Origin of the sequence: Streptomyces shinuiensis (assembly GCF_043660855.1) — a bacterium.
Taxonomy (GTDB): domain Bacteria; phylum Actinomycetota; class Actinomycetes; order Streptomycetales; family Streptomycetaceae; genus Streptomyces.
Genome location: NZ_JBIHML010000001.1, coordinates 3,739,004 through 3,755,000 on the forward strand (window position 1 = coordinate 3,739,004; position 15,997 = coordinate 3,755,000).

13 protein-coding genes (1 of these 13 only partly in view) are annotated in these 15,997 nt (G+C 74.4%); 11 read left to right on the forward strand and 2 right to left on the reverse strand.

All coding sequences use genetic code 11. The features are described 5' to 3' along the window. Positions 1–262 precede the first annotated feature (262 nt). The 3 genes from ACGRHY_RS17075 (at position 263) to ACGRHY_RS17085 (ending at position 6,089) form a co-directional block, all read left to right on the forward strand. Entirely contained in the window at positions 263–526 is a 264-nt protein-coding gene (locus tag ACGRHY_RS17075; RefSeq protein WP_003950432.1) for a WhiB family transcriptional regulator, read from the forward strand. Positions 527–906: 380 nt separating this feature from the next. Then, positions 907–4,557: a glycosyltransferase gene (locus ACGRHY_RS17080; RefSeq protein WP_394636196.1), complete on the forward strand. Its 3,651-nt coding sequence runs from the start codon at positions 907–909 to the stop codon at positions 4,555–4,557. Then, a complete protein-coding gene (locus tag ACGRHY_RS17085) occupies positions 4,554–6,089 on the forward strand; it encodes a DUF5719 family protein (protein WP_394636197.1) in 1,536 nt (511 codons plus the stop codon). Before ACGRHY_RS17080 ends, ACGRHY_RS17085 begins: the two co-directional genes overlap by 4 nt. Positions 6,090–6,155: 66 nt before the next feature. Here the strand turns inward: ACGRHY_RS17085 and ACGRHY_RS17090 are convergent, their stop codons facing one another. Then, positions 6,156–6,635: a metallopeptidase family protein gene (locus tag ACGRHY_RS17090; protein WP_394636198.1), complete on the reverse strand. Its 480-nt coding sequence runs from the start codon at positions 6,633–6,635 to the stop codon at positions 6,156–6,158. Between the two features lie 419 nt (positions 6,636–7,054). On the opposite strand from ACGRHY_RS17090, the gene ACGRHY_RS17095 reads away from it, so the two are divergent. The 8 genes from ACGRHY_RS17095 to ACGRHY_RS17130 all read left to right on the forward strand — a co-directional run bounded on the left by ACGRHY_RS17095 (position 7,055) and on the right by ACGRHY_RS17130 (position 15,539). Continuing rightward, complete coding sequence (locus tag ACGRHY_RS17095; RefSeq protein ID WP_237880924.1) at positions 7,055–7,450, forward strand: DUF3499 domain-containing protein; 396 nt, start codon at positions 7,055–7,057, stop codon at positions 7,448–7,450. Between the two features lie 50 nt (positions 7,451–7,500). Next, positions 7,501–8,859 carry a phosphomannomutase/phosphoglucomutase gene (locus ACGRHY_RS17100; RefSeq protein WP_394636199.1) on the forward strand — a complete coding sequence of 453 codons (1,359 nt, stop codon included), beginning with the start codon at positions 7,501–7,503 and terminating at the stop codon, positions 8,857–8,859. Positions 8,860–9,042: 183 nt separating this feature from the next. After that, positions 9,043–9,213, forward strand: a complete 171-nt coding sequence (locus ACGRHY_RS17105) for a Trm112 family protein (protein ID WP_394636200.1) — start codon at positions 9,043–9,045, stop codon at positions 9,211–9,213. Between the two features lie 34 nt (positions 9,214–9,247). Then, a complete protein-coding gene (locus ACGRHY_RS17110) occupies positions 9,248–10,420 on the forward strand; it encodes an SIS domain-containing protein (RefSeq protein WP_394636201.1) in 1,173 nt (390 codons plus the stop codon). Between the two features lie 106 nt (positions 10,421–10,526). Beyond that, positions 10,527–11,735: a mannose-6-phosphate isomerase, class I gene (manA, locus tag ACGRHY_RS17115; protein WP_394636202.1), complete on the forward strand. Its 1,209-nt coding sequence runs from the start codon at positions 10,527–10,529 to the stop codon at positions 11,733–11,735. Positions 11,736–11,976: 241 nt separating this feature from the next. Next, positions 11,977–12,918 (forward strand): cation diffusion facilitator family transporter, encoded by a 942-nt coding sequence (locus ACGRHY_RS17120; protein ID WP_394636203.1) that lies wholly within the window; start codon positions 11,977–11,979, stop codon positions 12,916–12,918. A 397-nt stretch (positions 12,919–13,315) separates the two neighbouring features. Continuing rightward, positions 13,316–14,830, forward strand: a complete 1,515-nt coding sequence (ahcY, locus tag ACGRHY_RS17125) for an adenosylhomocysteinase (RefSeq protein ID WP_394636204.1) — start codon at positions 13,316–13,318, stop codon at positions 14,828–14,830. 94 nt (positions 14,831–14,924) lie between these two features. Continuing rightward, entirely contained in the window at positions 14,925–15,539 is a 615-nt protein-coding gene (locus tag ACGRHY_RS17130) for a hypothetical protein (protein ID WP_394636205.1), read from the forward strand. A gap of 28 nt (positions 15,540–15,567) precedes the next feature. On the opposite strand, the gene ACGRHY_RS17135 is transcribed toward ACGRHY_RS17130, so the two are convergent. Next, a protein-coding gene (locus ACGRHY_RS17135; protein WP_394636206.1) for an RDD family protein crosses the window boundary here: on the reverse strand, positions 15,568–15,997 show its final stretch. Its footprint extends 503 nt past the window's final position; only the last 430 of its 933 coding nucleotides appear in the window; the start codon falls outside the window, past its right edge; its stop codon occupies positions 15,568–15,570.

A 15,997-nucleotide genomic window follows, 5' to 3' on the forward strand; every position in this document is an offset into this window, starting at 1 on the left:
GCGGAGGGCAACGCGGCCGGTCCCGGGCGCGTCCTTCCGGACGGGAGGGTCGGTTGGGCGAGATGTCCGGTCTGCCTGTCATGGTTTGTGATGATTTAAACACTTAATGCAAGGTTTTGGTTCCGCAGAGTGAATAACGGGCTCAATAGCAGATCTCGGCTTGACTCGCGTGGATGTACACACTTGTAATTTCACTCGTGTCGTTCGGCCGGGATCGATAACGACAGCATCACGGGGACGTAAAGACAGACGAGGGGCGCGCATGACCGAGCTGTTCGAACAACTGCTGGTCGAAGAGGCGGACGAGGAGCTCGGCTGGCAGGAGCGCGCGTTGTGCGCCCAGACCGACCCCGAGTCCTTCTTTCCCGAGAAGGGCGGTTCCACCAGAGAGGCCAAGAAGGTCTGCCTCGCCTGCGAGGTCCGCTCCGAGTGCCTTGAGTACGCCCTCGCCAACGACGAGCGCTTCGGTATCTGGGGCGGCCTGTCGGAACGCGAGCGCCGCCGCCTGAAGAAGGCCGCCGTCTGACGGACCGGCACCGCCCGTCCCCGCCCTCCCGGCGAACGCCCGCGCAACGCCCCGGCCGTGCGGCCGCCTGACGAAGCGGCGGAAACGACAGAAGCGGCAGAAGAGGCGAAAGAGGAACCGGCGGACCAAACGGCACAGGACGCCGCACGGAACACAGAGCAACCGGTCCGCCCCCGCGCACCGCGCGGGGGCGGACCGCTGCGCGGGTACCAGTACCCGGGACCCCGGACGCCGGGATGCGTTCAGCCATTAGTGTGGGGAGCCGTCCACGACGCGGCCGCCGAGCGCACGGCACCCGCGTCCAGCACACTTCCAGCAGTCCGACGCAGCAGCCTTCCGGGGGGCGACCCCCGGACCCCGGCCGGAGGGCCCCTACCCCGATGTCCGTGCACAGCCACCCGGCGGCCCAGTACGAGGCGGCCACAGCAGCGTTCGCCGCACCACGGCCCGAGGCCGACCCCGGCGGGCCGCCGGAGTTCCCCAAGCACGTCGTCACCGCCGTGCTCGTCTCCCACGACGGCGAGCGCTGGCTGCCCGACGCCCTGGCCGCGATCACCGGCCAGGAGCGACCGGTGCAGGACGTGATCGCCGCCGACACCGGCAGCGCCGACGACTCCGCGCGGCTGGTCACCGAGGCGCTCGGCCCCGACCGCGTACTGCACCTCGCCCGCCGCACCGGCTTCGGCGCGGCGGTCGGCGAGGCGGCCCGCACCGCGCCCGTCCCCGGCCCCGACGACCTGCCCTACCTCAAGCGGCCCAGCGGCTGGGACCCGGTCACCCGGACCTGGCGCGACGACGCCTACGACATGCCCGAACTGCCCTACGGCGAACCCGTCCAGTGGCTCTGGCTGCTGCACGACGACTGCGCGCCCGCGCCGGACGCCCTCGCCGAGCTGCTCCGCGTCGCCGACGCCGACGAGGCGGCCGCCGTCGTCGGCCCCAAGCTGCGCAGCTGGTACAACCGCCGGCAACTGCTGGAGGTCGGCGTCTCCATCGCCGACAGCGGCCGGCGCTGGACCGGCCTGGACCGCCGGGAGCAGGACCAGGGCCAGTACGACCAGGTGCGGCAGGTGCTGTCCGTCTCCACCGCCGGCATGCTCATACGGCGCGACGTCTTCGACCGGCTCGGCGGCTTCGACCGCTACCTGCCGCTGATGCGCGACGACGTGGACCTGTGCTGGCGGGCCCAGGCAGCCGGGCACCGGGTGCTCGTCGCACCCGACGCGGTCGTCCGGCACGCCGAGGCGTCCTCCAGGGAGAGACGGCCCATCGACTGCGTCGGGCGCTCGGTCGCCGGCCCGCACCGCGTGGACAAGGCGGGCGCGGTCTACACGCTGCTCGTCAACGCCCCCGGGAAGAAGCTGCCCTGGGTCCTGCTGCGGCTGGTCGTCGGCACCCTGCTGAGGATGCTCGCCTACCTGGTCGGCAAGGTGCCCGGGCAGGCGCTCGACGAGTTCAGGGGGCTCATGGGCACCCTCCTGCGCCCCGAACGCATCCTCGCGGCCCGGCGCAGACGCGGCAGACCCGCGGTGGCGCACTCGGAACTGCGCTCCCTCTTCCCGCCCCCGGGCGCGACCGTACGCGCCACCGCCGACCAGGTGGCGGGCAGCCTCGCCCGGCGCTCCGACACCGACGTCTCCTCCGGCGCGCGGCACGGCGCCGTCGAGACCGGGCCCGGCGACGACGACGCAGACTTCCTGGAGGTCGAGCAGTTCGCCCGGCTGAAGCGGGTCGCCCGCAGGCCGGGGCCCGTGCTCTTCGCCGTACTCCTCCTCGCCTCTCTGGCCGCCTGCCGCGAACTGCTGGGCGGCGGGGCGCTGGCGGGCGGCGCGCTGCTGCCCGCGCCCGGCTCCGCCGCCGACCTGTGGTCGCGCCACCTGGAGGTCTGGCAGCCCGTCGGCATCGGCGTCGCCGAGTCAGCACCGCCGTACCTGGCGGTCCTCGCCACGCTCGCCACCGTCTTCCTCGGCAGCACCGGGTTCACCCTCACCCTGCTGCTGGTCTGCTCGGTTCCGCTGGCCGGGCTCACCGCCTACTTCGCATCCCGGCCGCTGGTCGGCTCCCGGCTGCTGCGCGCCTGGGGCGCGGTCGCCTACGCCTTCCTGCCCGCCGTCACCGGCGCCCTGGCGGGCGGGCGGCTGGGCACCGCCGTGCTCGCGATCGTCCTGCCGCTGATGGCCCGGGCCGCGGTGGCGGCCTCGGGGCTGCGGCCGGCCGGGGACGGCCGGCCGGGCTGGCGCCCCGTGTGGGCCCTGACGCTCCTGCTCACCCTCACCACCGCCTTCACCCCCGTCGTCTGGCCGGTCACCGCCGTACTCGCGCTGACCGTGCTGGCCCTGCGCGCGCGGCAGCGCGCCCACACCGGGGCGTACGCGGTCCGCGCCGCCGTACTGCTGGTTGTGCCGATGGTGCTGCTGGCGCCGTGGTCGGTGGGACTGCTCACCAGCCCCTCGGCCTTCCTGCGCGAGGCGGGGCTGCCGTACGGCGAGGGCAGCGCCTCCGCCACCGGACTGCTGGCCCTCGACCCCGGCGGGCCCGGGACGGTGGGCGGGACGCTCTTCGCCGGCGTCGTGCTCGCCGCCCTCGCCGCGCTGCTGCGCTCCGAGCGGCGCACCGCGATCCTGGCCGCCTGGGCCACCGCCCTGAGCGGCCTGCTCTTCGCCGCGCTCACCGGCGGCTCCGGCTGGGCCGGGCCCGCCACCCTCGTCTACGGCCTGGGCCTGCTGGCCGCGGCCGTACTCGGCGCCGAGGGCGCGCGCGGGCGGGTCGCGGCCCAGAGCTTCGGCTGGCGGCAGCCGGTCGCGGCCCTCATCGGCCTCGCGGCCGCCGTGGCGCCCCTGGCGGCGGCCGCCGCCTGGATGGTGGGCGGCGCCGACGGGCCGCTGTCGCGGCGCAGCCCGGTGCAGGTCCCGGCGTTCGTCGCCGAGGAGAGCGGCACCCGGGACCGGCCGCGCACCCTCGTCCTCGACGGCGACGCCGGCACCGGTGCCGGGGACGCCGGGGGCAGCACTTCCTCCGCTGCGGCCCGGGTCTCGTACACCCTCGTCCGCGGCTCCGGCGCCCGGCTGGGCGACGGCGACACGGCCCGCGGGGCCGGGGGCGACCGGCGGCTGGACGAGATCGTCGGCAACCTGGTCGCGGGCTCCGGCGCCGACCAGGCCGAGCAGCTCGGCGGCTACGCCGTCCGCTACGTCCTGGTGCGCGACGGCGCGCCTCCCGAGATGAGTGCGGTGCTGGACGCGACACCGGGCCTGTCCAGGCTCAGCCAGGAGGACGGCAGCGCGCTGTGGCGGGTGGACGCCCAGGTCGCCCGGATCACCATCGTCCCTCCGAAGGGGAAGGGCGGCTCGGAGGCCGAGCCGGTGACCGTCGCGGCCGGGCCGGTCGAGGCGCGCACCGGTGTCCCCGCCGGACCCGCCGGGCGGGTGCTGCGGATCGCCGACGCCGCCGATCCCGGCTGGCGGGCCACGCTGGACGGGCGCCCGCTGAAGCCCGTCACCGTGGACGGCTGGGCGCAGGGCTTCGAACTGCCTGCCCGGGGCGGCCGGCTGGAGCTGGTCCACGAGACTCCCGTGACGCACACCGCGTGGGCTTGGGCGCAGGGCTTCCTGGTGCTGGTGGTGCTGGTCATGGCGCTGCCCGGACGCCGCCGCGAGGTCGACGACGACCTGCCCGAGGCGGCCGAGACGGTACCGGCCCAGCCGGTGGAGGGCGAGGGCCGGCGGGCCCGCAGGCTGCGCGCGGCACAGGAGGCGGCGGACGGCCCGCCGCCGGGGACCGCACCGGGACCGGGGCCCGAACCGGAACCGGTACCGGCACCGCGGCCCCAGCCCTCGTACGCGCCGCGGCAGCAGGGCCGGGACGGCTGGGACGGGCGGCAGTACGAGCAGTACGCCGGCCAGGGCGACCCGTACGCACAGGGCGGGCAGTCCCCCCGGCCCCCGTACGGCGGCGCGTACGGCGACACGTACGGCCGCGGCCGGGGCACCCAGGACGGCACGACGTACGGCGACAGGAGCGACCGCGCATGAACCGCACCGCCCATCCCCTGATCGGCGTGGTCGCCGCGCTGGCCGCCGTCACCGGCGTCGCGGCGCTGACCACCCCCGCCGGCGAGCCCGCCGCCGGCCCCGCAGCCGCCCGGCTTCCCGTGGAACGCTCCACACTGGTGTGCCCGCAGCCGGCCTCCTCCGAGGTGGGCGAGACCACGTACACGGCCTACACGCCCAAGGGCGGCGCCGAGCGCAGGGGGAGCGCGGGGAGCGGGGCCGGACTGCTGCCGGCCGGGAGCACCCTGGAAGGCGGCGGCCGCGGCAGCGAGGACGGGAAGAAGGCCGACGGGCCCGACCCCGTCGTCCCCCTGGAGAAGCCCGGTGTCCCGGTCGCCGCCGAGGCGGACAGCAGCGGTTCGCCCGCGCTGACCGGCTCGGCCGACGGAAGCCTCGCCCCCGGCTGGACGGTCCAGCAGACCACCCTCGTCACCGCGGGCACCGGCCGCGGGCTGCTGGGCGTGTCCTGCACGGTGCCCGGCACCGAGTTCTGGTTCCCCGGCGCGAGCACCGCGAAGTCGCGCCACGACTACATCCACCTCACCAACCCCGACGACGCCCCGGCCGTGGTCGACCTGGAGCTGTACGGCAAGGACGGCTCGGTGAAGACCGAGAGCGGCGAGGGCATCAACGTCCCCGGCCGCTCCACGGTCCCCGTGCTGCTCTCCACGCTCTCGCGGGAGCCGGTCACCAATGTGGTCCTGCACGTGGTGGCGCGCAGCGGCCGGATCGGGGCCCAGGTGCAGTCGCTCGACGAGAAGCTCGGCGGCGACTGGCTGACGGCCTCCGCCGGCTCCCGCGGCTCCCTGGTCCTGCCGGGCATCCCGGCCGATGCCACCGCCGTACGCCTGGTCGCCTTCGCGCCCGGTGGGAAGGACGCGGACCTGAAGGTGCGGCTGGCCACCCCCACCGGCGCCATCACCCCCGCGGGCCAGGAGACCCTCCACGTCAGGAGCGGTACGACCGTCGCCGTGGACCTCGGCGACGTGACCAGGGGCGAGCCCGGCTCGCTGATCCTCTCCCCGGCCGAGGAGGGCGGCGGCGCCCGGGTCGTGGCGGCGCTGCGGGTGCTGCGCGGCGAGGGGACGCGGCAGGAGACGGCGTTCATCCCCGCCACCGCGCCCGTTCGGGAGCGGGCGTCCGCGGCCGGGAGCGACGCCGGTGCGGAGAGCGGCGAGGACGGCGGTACGGTCCTGTCGCTGGTGGCGCCGGGGAAGGCCGCGAAGGTGCGGGTGACCGCGTCGGCGGGCAGCGGCGGCGGCGAACCGGTCAGCAGGACGCTCGAGCTCAAGGCCGGCACCACGACGGCCGTCGACGATCTGCGGCCCGAGGGCGCGAAGGGGCACTACGCGCTCACTGTCGAACGGCTGTCGGGCGGGACGGTGCACGCGGCCCGGACGCTGTCCCTGGTGGACGACGGCGTCCCGATGTTCACCGTGCAGACGCTCCCGGACGACCGGGGGACGGTGGCGGTGCCGCGGGCCGGGCAGGACCTGTCGGTGCTCGTCGACTGAGCGCGCGTACGGCGGGCCGGGCCCGGGTGGCGCCCCTCAAGGGCGCGGCCCGGGCCCGTTCCCGTCTCAGTCCTGCCCGTAACGCGGGTCGATCGACTCCGGGGCCAGTCCGAGGAGTTCGGCGACCTGTTCGACGACCACCTCGTGGACGAGCAGCGCCCGGTCGTCGCGCGTCCTGGCGCGCAGTTCGATGGGCCGCCGGTAGACGACGACGCGGTCGGGGCGGCCGTCCCGCGCGGCCGCGTACCGGCCGAGCGGCACGCTGTCCGGTCCGCCGAGCCAGCCGTCGATCCAGCCGTCGGGCCCGCCCCCGCCCTCCGGTGCGGCCGGCGGCACCTCCTGCACCACGAACTCCACCCCGGACAGTTGCGGCCACTGCCTCTCCAGCCGGTCGGCGGAGTCGCGCACCAGGTCGTCGAAGGCGTCGGCGCGGCTCATGGCGAGCGGCACCTGGGGCGGCGCGATGGGGCCGCGCATGCCGCGTCCATGGCGATCCCGGCGACGCGGTCGCGGATCGGGCCGGCGGGGCGGTACGGGGTTGCTCATCACCTTGAGAGTAGCCGTCCGGAGGGGACCGGGGAGCGGGGACGACGCGACCCCGCCCTCCCGCACCGCCGTCGCGGGCCGTCGCGCACAGCCGCGCACCGTCGCACACGGCCCCGCGCGTCCCGGGGCACGGGGCGGCGGCCGCCACCGGCTGCCGGAGACCGGCCGGTTCTGTTTTCCCACGGTGCCGTTTCGGACAACCCCCCGATCGATGCTCGCTCCTCGATGACGGAATCCGAACGAAGGGGTAACGGTGCCTATGTCCGGCTTCCGCCCCGCCGCCAACCGGACTTTTCCGGCCCCCGCCAGGCCGGCCCGTCCGCCGCCGCGGCGCGGGATCCCGGCGGGCCGCCACGACACAACAGGGTGACCTCCCGGAGAGTCGTCGCGGCCCGCTCAAGAGTGCGGTACCGTCCAACATCGTGAGCCCTGTACGTCGCTGTTCGCGCACCGCGTGCGGCCGCCCTGCCGTGGCGACGCTGACGTACGTCTACGCGGACTCGACGGCCGTCCTCGGCCCCCTCGCCACCTACGCCGAACCACACTGCTACGACCTGTGCTCGGAGCACTCGGAGCGGCTGACCGCCCCGCGCGGCTGGGAGGTCGTCCGCCTCGCCGTGGACGCGGGCCCCGCCCGCCCCAGCGGCGATGATCTCGAAGCCCTGGCCAACGCCGTCCGCGAGGCCGCCCGCACCCCGCAGCGCAGGAAGCCGGCCCCCACCGAGCAGCCCGGCTCCGGCGGCGTGCGCGAGACGGATCTGATGGAGGTGGCCCGACGTGGCCACCTGCGGGTACTGCGGTCCCCCGAGAACTGATCGCCCCGTTACATTTGGGGTGTCACCAGATACTCCAGAAGGGGTGGACCGTGCCTGACCTGTCACACATCGTGAAGGCGTACGACGTACGTGGTGTGGTGCCCGACCAGTGGGACGAACCCCTCGCCGAGCTGTTCGGCGCGGCGTTCGCGACGGTCACGGACGCGAGCGCGATCGTGGTCGGACACGACATGCGCCCCTCCTCGCCGGGCCTGTCGCGGGCCTTCGCACGGGGAGCGGCCGCCCGCGGCGCCGACGTCACCGAGATCGGCCTGTGCTCCACCGACCAGCTCTACTTCGCCAGCGGCCGGCTCGGCCTGCCCGGCGCTGTGTTCACCGCCAGCCACAACCCCGCCCGGTACAACGGCATCAAGATGTGCCGGGCCGGCGCCGCCCCCGTCGGCCAGGACACCGGCCTGGCCGACATCCGCGCACTGGTGGAGCAGTGGGCCGCCACCGGGGCTCCCGGGCCGGTGGAGAAGCCGGGAACGATCACGAGGCGGGATGTGCTGGCCGACTACGCGGCCCATCTGCGTTCGCTGGTCGACCTCACCGCCATCCGCCCGCTGAAGGCCGTCGTCGACGCGGGCAACGGCATGGGCGGCCACACCGTCCCCACTGTCCTCGACGGTCTGCCCGTCGAGCTGGACGCGATGTACTTCGAGCTCGACGGCACCTTCCCCAACCACGAGGCCAACCCGCTGGATCCGGCCAACATCGTCGACCTCCAGGCCCGGGTGCGGGAGACCGGCGCCGACATCGGCCTGGCCTTCGACGGCGACGCCGACCGCTGCTTCGTCGTCGACGAACGCGGCGAGCCCGTCCCACCCTCGGCGATCACCGCCCTGGTGGCCGAGCGCGAGCTGGCCGAGCACCCCGGCTCCACCGTGATCCACAACTGCATCACCTCCTGGTCCGTCCCCGAGGTCGTCAAGGAGGCGGGCGGCACCCCGGTGCGCACCCGGGTGGGCCACTCCTTCATCAAGGAGGAGATGGCACGCACCGGCGCGGTCTTCGGCGGCGAGCACTCGGCGCACTACTACTTCCGGGACTTCTGGAACGCCGACACCGGCATGCTCGCCGCCCTCCACGTCCTGGCCGCACTCGGCGAACAGCGGGGCACCCTTTCGGAACTGGTAGCCCGGTACGACCGCTACGCCGCCTCCGGTGAGATCAACAGCACCGTCGAGGACCAGGCGGGAAGCGCGGCCGCGGTGAAGGCCGCCTACTTTGGCCGCGAGGGCCTGACGCTGGACGAGCTGGACGGTCTGACGGTCACGTCGCCGGACTGGTGGTTCAACCTCCGCCCCTCCAACACCGAGCCGCTGCTGCGCCTGAACGTCGAGGCACGCGACGCGGAGACGGCCGCCAGGGTCCGCGACGAGGTGCTGGCGATCGTCCGCGCCTGACGGCCGGGCCGTCGGGCACCGCACGGCGGCGCCGGGGCCGGCCACCGGTTCCGGCGCCGCCGTGCCGTGGCGCGGTGCCGCCCGCCACGGCACCCGCCGACGGGGAGCGGCCCCCCGGCGGTACGCTGACCGCACGACAGCACCACGAAGCAGCACAGCACCCGCCCCGAAGGGACGCACCCCATGCCGCTCGAAGCCGGTCTCCTGGAGATCCTCGCCTGCCCGGCGTGCCACTCCCCCCTCCACGAGGAGGGCGACGAACTGGTCTGCGGCGGCAGCGAGTGCAAACTGGCGTACCCCGTCCGGGACGGCATCCCCGTCCTCCTCGTCGACGAGGCACGCCGTCCCGACTGAGCACGACCGCCCCCGGCGACCGGAGAGGCCGCACATGCTGGACGAGACCCTGCTCGACGCCCCCGACGCCCTGGCCGGAGCCGACACCCACGGCCTGCTGCGCGGGGCCGCCGCCTCCGGCGCCCGCGCCCGTACGGCCCTGCGGCACGCCGCCGAGGCGGGACTGACCGAACTGCGTCCCGACGGCCGCCCCCGCGCCATCCTCGTCGCCGGCAGCGGACCGGCCGTCGCCTGCGTCGCCGACCTCCTCGCGGCCTTCGGCAACGGGGCCGTCCCCGTCATGCCGCTCCACCCCACGGGCTCCCTGCCCGACCCCGGCGCGCTGCGCTGGACGCTGCCGGGCTGGGCCGGTCCCCTGGACCTGCTGCTGCTCGCCACCCCGGACGGCCACGAGGGCGGCCTGACCGCACTCGCCGAGCAGGCGTACCGCCGGGGCTGCAACGTCGTATCCGTCAGCCCCGCCCCCGCTCCGCTGGCCGAGGCGACCATCCAGGCCCGCGGCCTGGCCGTACCGCTGGCGGAGGCGCCCGGCGAACACTACGAGGGCCCCGACCCGCGCGACGCCTACGAGCGGCAGAGCCCGGCCCCGCCCGCCGCCCCCGGTGTCCTGTGGGCGCTGCTCACCCCGCTCCTCGCCCTGGCAGACCGGCTCGGCCTGGCCACCGCCGGCCCCGAGGGGCTCGCCGCGCTCGCCGACCGCCTCGACCGGGTCGCCGAGCGATGCGGCCCCGCCGCCGCCACCTACGGCAACCCCGCCAAGACCCTGGCCGCGGAACTCTCCGACGCGCTGCCGCTGCTGTGGAGCGAGGGCACCGTCGCGGCGGCTGCCGCCCGCCACTTCGCCACCACCCTCACCTCGCTCGTCGGCCGCCCGGCGCTGGCCGCCCTCCTGCCGGAGGCGCTCACCACACACGGCGCCCTGCTGACCGGTTCCTTCGCGGGCGCGGAGAACACCGACGACTTCTTCCGGGACAGGGTGGAGGAGCCCGAGGCGATGCGCGCCCGGATCGTCCTCCTGCGTGAGGGCCCCCCGGCTGCCCACTCCGCCGCCGTCGCCGCCCGCGACCTGGCGTACGGGCACGGCGCCCCGGTCAGCGAACTGGAGCCGGCCGAGGGCAGCACCACGCTCGAGGCCACCGCCGAACTGCTCGCCACAGTGGACTTCGCCGCCGTCTACCTCGCGCTCGCCGGCGGCGAGCGGCGCTGACGGGGGCGCCCGCCCCGGGCCGTCGGCACAGTCAGAGCCGTCAGAGCCCGGACGACGAGGTCCGGGCCCGGAACAAGGACCCGAGAACCCAAGGACACCATCCCGCATGGACCTCCTCACCAACACCGTGCGCCCCTACGCCTGGGGCTCCACCACAGCCATCCCCGAACTGCTCGGCACCGAGCCCACCGGCGAGCCGCAGGCCGAACTGTGGATGGGAGCCCACCCCGGCGCGCCGTCACGGACCGACCGCGGAGGCGGGACACCCCTGTCGGAGGCGATCGCGGCCGACCCCGAGGGCGAGCTGGGCCCGGCGGCCGTCGAGGCGTTCGGACCGCGGCTGCCGTTCCTGCTCAAGGTGCTGGCGGCCGCCTCCCCGCTCTCCCTCCAGGTGCACCCCGACCTCGCCCAGGCCAGGGAGGGCTTCGCCGACGAGGAGGAGCGCGGCATCCCGGCCGGCGCCCCGCACCGCAACTACAAGGACGCCAACCACAAACCCGAACTCGTCTGCGCCCTCACGCCCTTCACCGGCCTGTGCGGCTTCCGCCGCCCCGCCGGGACCGCCGACCTGCTGGAGGCCCTGGACGTCGGCGGCCTCAAGCCGTACGCGGACATCCTGCGCGCCCGGCCCGAGGACGAGGCGCTGAGCGAGGTGCTGACCGCCGTACTCTCCGCCGACCGGGAGGCGATCGCGGAGACCGTCGGCGCGGCGGCCGCGGCGGCACGGCGACTGGCGGCCGGGGAAGGACCGTACGCCCGGGAGTACGCCGCCTACGCCGGTATCGCCGGCCACTACCCCGGCGATCCGGGTGTCCTGGCCGCGACGCTGCTCAACGTCGTGCGCCTGGAGCCCGGTGAAGCCCTCTACCTCGGTGCCGGCGTCCCGCACGCCTACCTCGGCGGCCTGGGCGTGGAGCTGATGGCCAACTCCGACAACGTGCTGCGCTGCGGCCTGACCCCCAAGCACGTGGACGTCCCCGAACTGCTGCGCGTCGTCCGCTTCGAGCCGATGGAGCCGGAGGTGCTGCGGCCGCGCGCCACGTCCGGGGGCGAGGAGGTGTACGCGGCGCCCGTCGACGAGTTCCGGCTCTCCCGGTACGTTCTGGCGCCCGGCTCCGAGCCGCACGACCTGGAAGACCGCACGCCCCAGATCCTGCTGTGCACGGAAGGGGAGATCACCCTGCGGGAGGTGACCGCGGGCGGTGCGGGCGGCGAACTCGTCCTCCCCCGGGGCCGGTCGGCCTTCGTACGGGCGGGCGAGCGCGTCGCGGTTCTCGGCAGCGGCACTCTCTTCCGCGCGACGGTGGCCGTGTAGCCGCGGCCGAGGGCCTTGTCCGGGAACCGGCCGGGAGGCCCCCGGGAGCGCCTTCCTTCCGCCGGTCTTCCAACGCGGTGATCCCCGGCTTCTGTTGGCGGCTGGGCCGTCACGGGCGTGTGGTAGCTTCTGTCTGCTCCGAGAGGGGCCGGTTCGGGCTGGACCGCAGCCTTCGGGCTGAAAGCCCCCCTCCTCCAGGCGGGGGAGCGGAGTCACGAGTGCGTCAGGCGGAACCAGGACGATGAGTGCATCGGGCGGAAACAAGGCGATCGTCGCCGCACTGGGCGCCAACCTGTCCATCGCCGTCGCCAAGTTCGCGGCGTTCGCCTTCAGCGGCTCCTCGTCGATGCTTGCGGAGGGCGTCCACTCCGTCGCCGACTCGGGCAACCAGGCACTGCTGCTGCTCGGCCACAAGAAGGCGAAGAGGAAGGCGAGCGAGGAGCACCCCTTCGGATACGGGCGCGAGCGCTACATCTACTCCTTCCTCGTGGCCATCGTCCTGTTCTCGGTCGGCGGCCTCTTCGCCCTCTACGAGGGCTACGAGAAGATCCGGCACCCGCACGAACTCTCGCACTGGTACTGGCCGGTGGGCGTCCTGGTCTTCGCGATCATCGCCGAGATCTTCTCCTTCCGGACCGCGATTAAGGAGTCCAACGAGATCCGCGGCACGCAGTCGTGGACGGCGTTCGTCCGGCGGGCCAAGGCGCCCGAGCTGCCGGTCGTGCTCCTGGAGGACCTCGGCGCCCTGGTCGGCCTCGTCCTGGCCCTGGCCGGCGTCGGGCTGGCGCTCCTGACCGGCGACCCGGTCTGGGACGGCATCGGCACCATCTGCATCGGTGTGCTGCTCGTCCTCATCGCGATCATCCTCGCCGTGGAGACCAAGTCCCTGCTGCTGGGCGAGTCGGCCGACCCGGAGGCGCTCGGCAAGATCCGCGAGGCGATCGTCGACGGTGAGCGGGTCACCCGGATCATCCACATGCGCACGCTCCACCTCGGGCCGGAGGAGCTGCTGGTCGCCGCCAAGATCGCGGTGGAGAGCCACGAGTCGGCGACCGAGATCGCCCGGGCGATCGACGAGGCCGAGCACCGCATCCGCGCGGCGGTCCCGATCGCCCGTGTGATCTACCTGGAGCCGGACATATACCGGGCGGACGAGACGAAGGACGCCGCCGTGGCGCTCTGAGCGGCGGCACGGCGACACCGACGCGGAAGCGGCCCGGGACGGAACCTTCCCGGGCCGCTTCCGCGTCACGGCCGTCCCCGCTCCCATGGCCGGAATCCCACGGTGCCGCCCGTCTTCCGGAGCCCTGTCCCGTCCGGGTGACGCACCGAACGTGTAGCCTCGGGGAGGCACAGACGTCGCTGCTGATGGCGGTCGGGCGGCCGCACGGGCCGGCCGAGGGAGAGAGGGCCTCCGACGGACTGCGCTGCGGCCGGGGGACACGTACGTTCGTATGGTGCGTACGGTGACGGCGGCACACGACGGCGGACCGCCGTCGTGCCCGGGTCCCGCGCACCTGCCCGCTGCCGCAGACCAGCCAGCCGTACCACCTCGACCGATTCCGAGGAGCAGCTCTCACATGACGACGACCGACGCGCCCACCGGCGCATCGACCGACGCAACCGCCACTTCGACCGGCGCTTCGACCGGTACAGCACGGGACTTCAAGGTGGCGGATCTGTCCCTGGCGGCGTTCGGCCGCAAGGAGATCACGCTGGCCGAGCACGAGATGCCCGGCCTGATGGCCATTCGCCGCGAGTACGCCGCCGCCCAGCCGCTGGCCGGGGCGCGGATCACCGGTTCGCTGCACATGACGGTGCAGACGGCCGTGCTGATCGAGACCCTGGTGGCGCTGGGCGCGCGGGTGCGCTGGGCCTCCTGCAACATCTTCTCCACCCAGGACCACGCCGCCGCCGCCATCGCGGTCGGCCCGGACGGCACCCCCGACGACCCGCGGGGCGTACCCGTCTTCGCCTGGAAGGGCGAGAGCCTGGAGGAGTACTGGTGGTGCACCGAGCAGGCGCTGACCTGGCCGGGCGAGCCCACCGGCGGGCCGAACATGATCCTGGACGACGGCGGTGACGCCACGCTGCTGGTCCACAAGGGCGTGGAGTACGAGAAGGCCGGCTCGGTGCCGGACGTCTCCACGGCCGAGTCCGAGGAGCACGCGGTCATCCTGGGCCTGCTGGGCCGCACCCTGGGGGAGGACCCCACCAAGTGGACGCGGCTGTCGTCGGAGATCCGCGGGGTGACGGAGGAGACCACCACCGGGGTGCACCGGCTGTACGAGATGCAGCGCGACGGCGTGCTGCTCTTCCCGGCGATCAACGTCAACGACTCGGTGACCAAGTCGAAGTTCGACAACAAGTACGGCTGCCGCCACTCGCTGATCGACGGGATCAACCGCGCCACCGACGTACTCATCGGCGGCAAGGTGGCCGTGGTGTGCGGGTACGGCGATGTGGGCAAGGGGTGTGCGGAGTCGCTGCGCGGCCAGGGCGCGCGGGTGATCGTCACCGAGATCGACCCGATCTGCGCGCTGCAGGCGGCGATGGACGGTTACCAGGTCGCCACCCTGGAGGACGTGGTGGAGACCGCGGACATCTTCGTCACCACGACCGGCAACAAGGACATCATCCTCGCCGAGCACATGACGCGGATGAAGCACCAGGCGATCGTGGGCAACATCGGCCACTTCGACAACGAGATCGACATGGCCGGCCTGGCGGCGGTCCCCGGCGTCGTCAAGGACGAGGTCAAGCCGCAGGTCCACACCTGGACCTTCCCCGACGGAAAGTCGATCATCGTACTGTCCGAGGGTCGGCTGCTGAACCTGGGCAACGCCACCGGGCATCCGTCGTTCGTGATGTCCAACTCCTTCGCCAACCAGACCATCGCCCAGATCGAGCTGTTCACCAAGCCCGACGCCTACCCCGTGGGGGTGTACGTGCTGCCCAAGCACCTGGACGAGAAGGTCGCCCGTCTCCATCTGGAGGCGCTGGGGGCGAAGCTGACCGTGCTGCGTCCGGAGCAGGCCGCCTACATCGGCGTGCCCGTCGAGGGCCCGTACAAGCCCGACCACTACCGCTACTGACACCGACGCCGGCACACGGCACGTCACACAGCAGACAGGCGACACCGTCAGGCCCCCGCTCCACGGCGGGGGCCTGGCCCGTAAGGAACCCGTCATGCCCCGCGGCCGCTACTCAGTCCACGACCCGCACGACCGCGCCCCCCTGGGCGAGGAGCACTTCCAGTGCGCCACCGGCCCGTCCGGCTGGCGGTACGTCTCACAGCTCACCGACCCTTCCGGCGAACGCGCGGGCTCGGTCGACCTCACCCTGGACGGCCTCGGCCGCCCCCTCCGCCTCGAACTGACCACCCCCCGCTGGCAGGTGCGCGGCGCCGCCCTCGACGGCGTGACCTGGGTACGCGCCGACCCGGCCGGAGAGCACGCGCAGGAGGGCAACGCGCCCGCCCATGCCTTCACCGGCGCGTCCCCCGCGTTCCTCGTCGCCATCGCCCGGCTGCTGCGTCCTGCGCCCGGCGCACCGGCCGCCCGCGTCCGCCTCGTGGCCTTCGCGCCCCCCGTACTCGCCCCCCGCACCCTCGACCAGGCCTGGGCGCTGGTGGACAGCGAAGCGCACGCCACCGACAGCGGCCCGCTGACCGTGGACCACTACCGGGTCGACGATCTGGAGACGGGCGAGCGGCACTCCGTGCACATCGCCGGGGACGTCGTCCTGGCCGCCCCCGGCATCGAGCTGGAGGACCTGGAGTCACCGCCGTCGACGTTCGGCTGACCCGCCCGGCCGGGCTGCCGGACCGGCGTCAGGCCGGGGGAACGAAGCCGGTAGGCGGTCCGTCCGCCTCGCCGCCGTCACTGGCACCGGCAGAAGGCTGCCGCGGAGACGGCGCGGGTGCCGGAGGGGCGGAGGGAGGGGAGGCGGGGGGAGTCGCCGGAGGCGGGGAGACCGGCCACGCGGAGCCGTTCCGCCCGGCCTCCGGCCGGGCGTCTTCCCCGAAGGCCCGCCGCGCGTCCCGCCCCTGCCGCTCGGCCACCACACCGGACAGGTACACGGCCGGGGGCATACCCTCCGGTACGGGGGCCCCGGTGAAGCCCGCCACGTCGGCCGCCAGACGCTGCGCCATCGACCAGCCCACCTGCGGATCGAGCTGGTCCGCACGCAGCAGGTACTGCCGTACGGCCAGCCACAGACCGTCCGGCACCCGCGACAGGTCCAGCCCCGCGAAGTGCCCG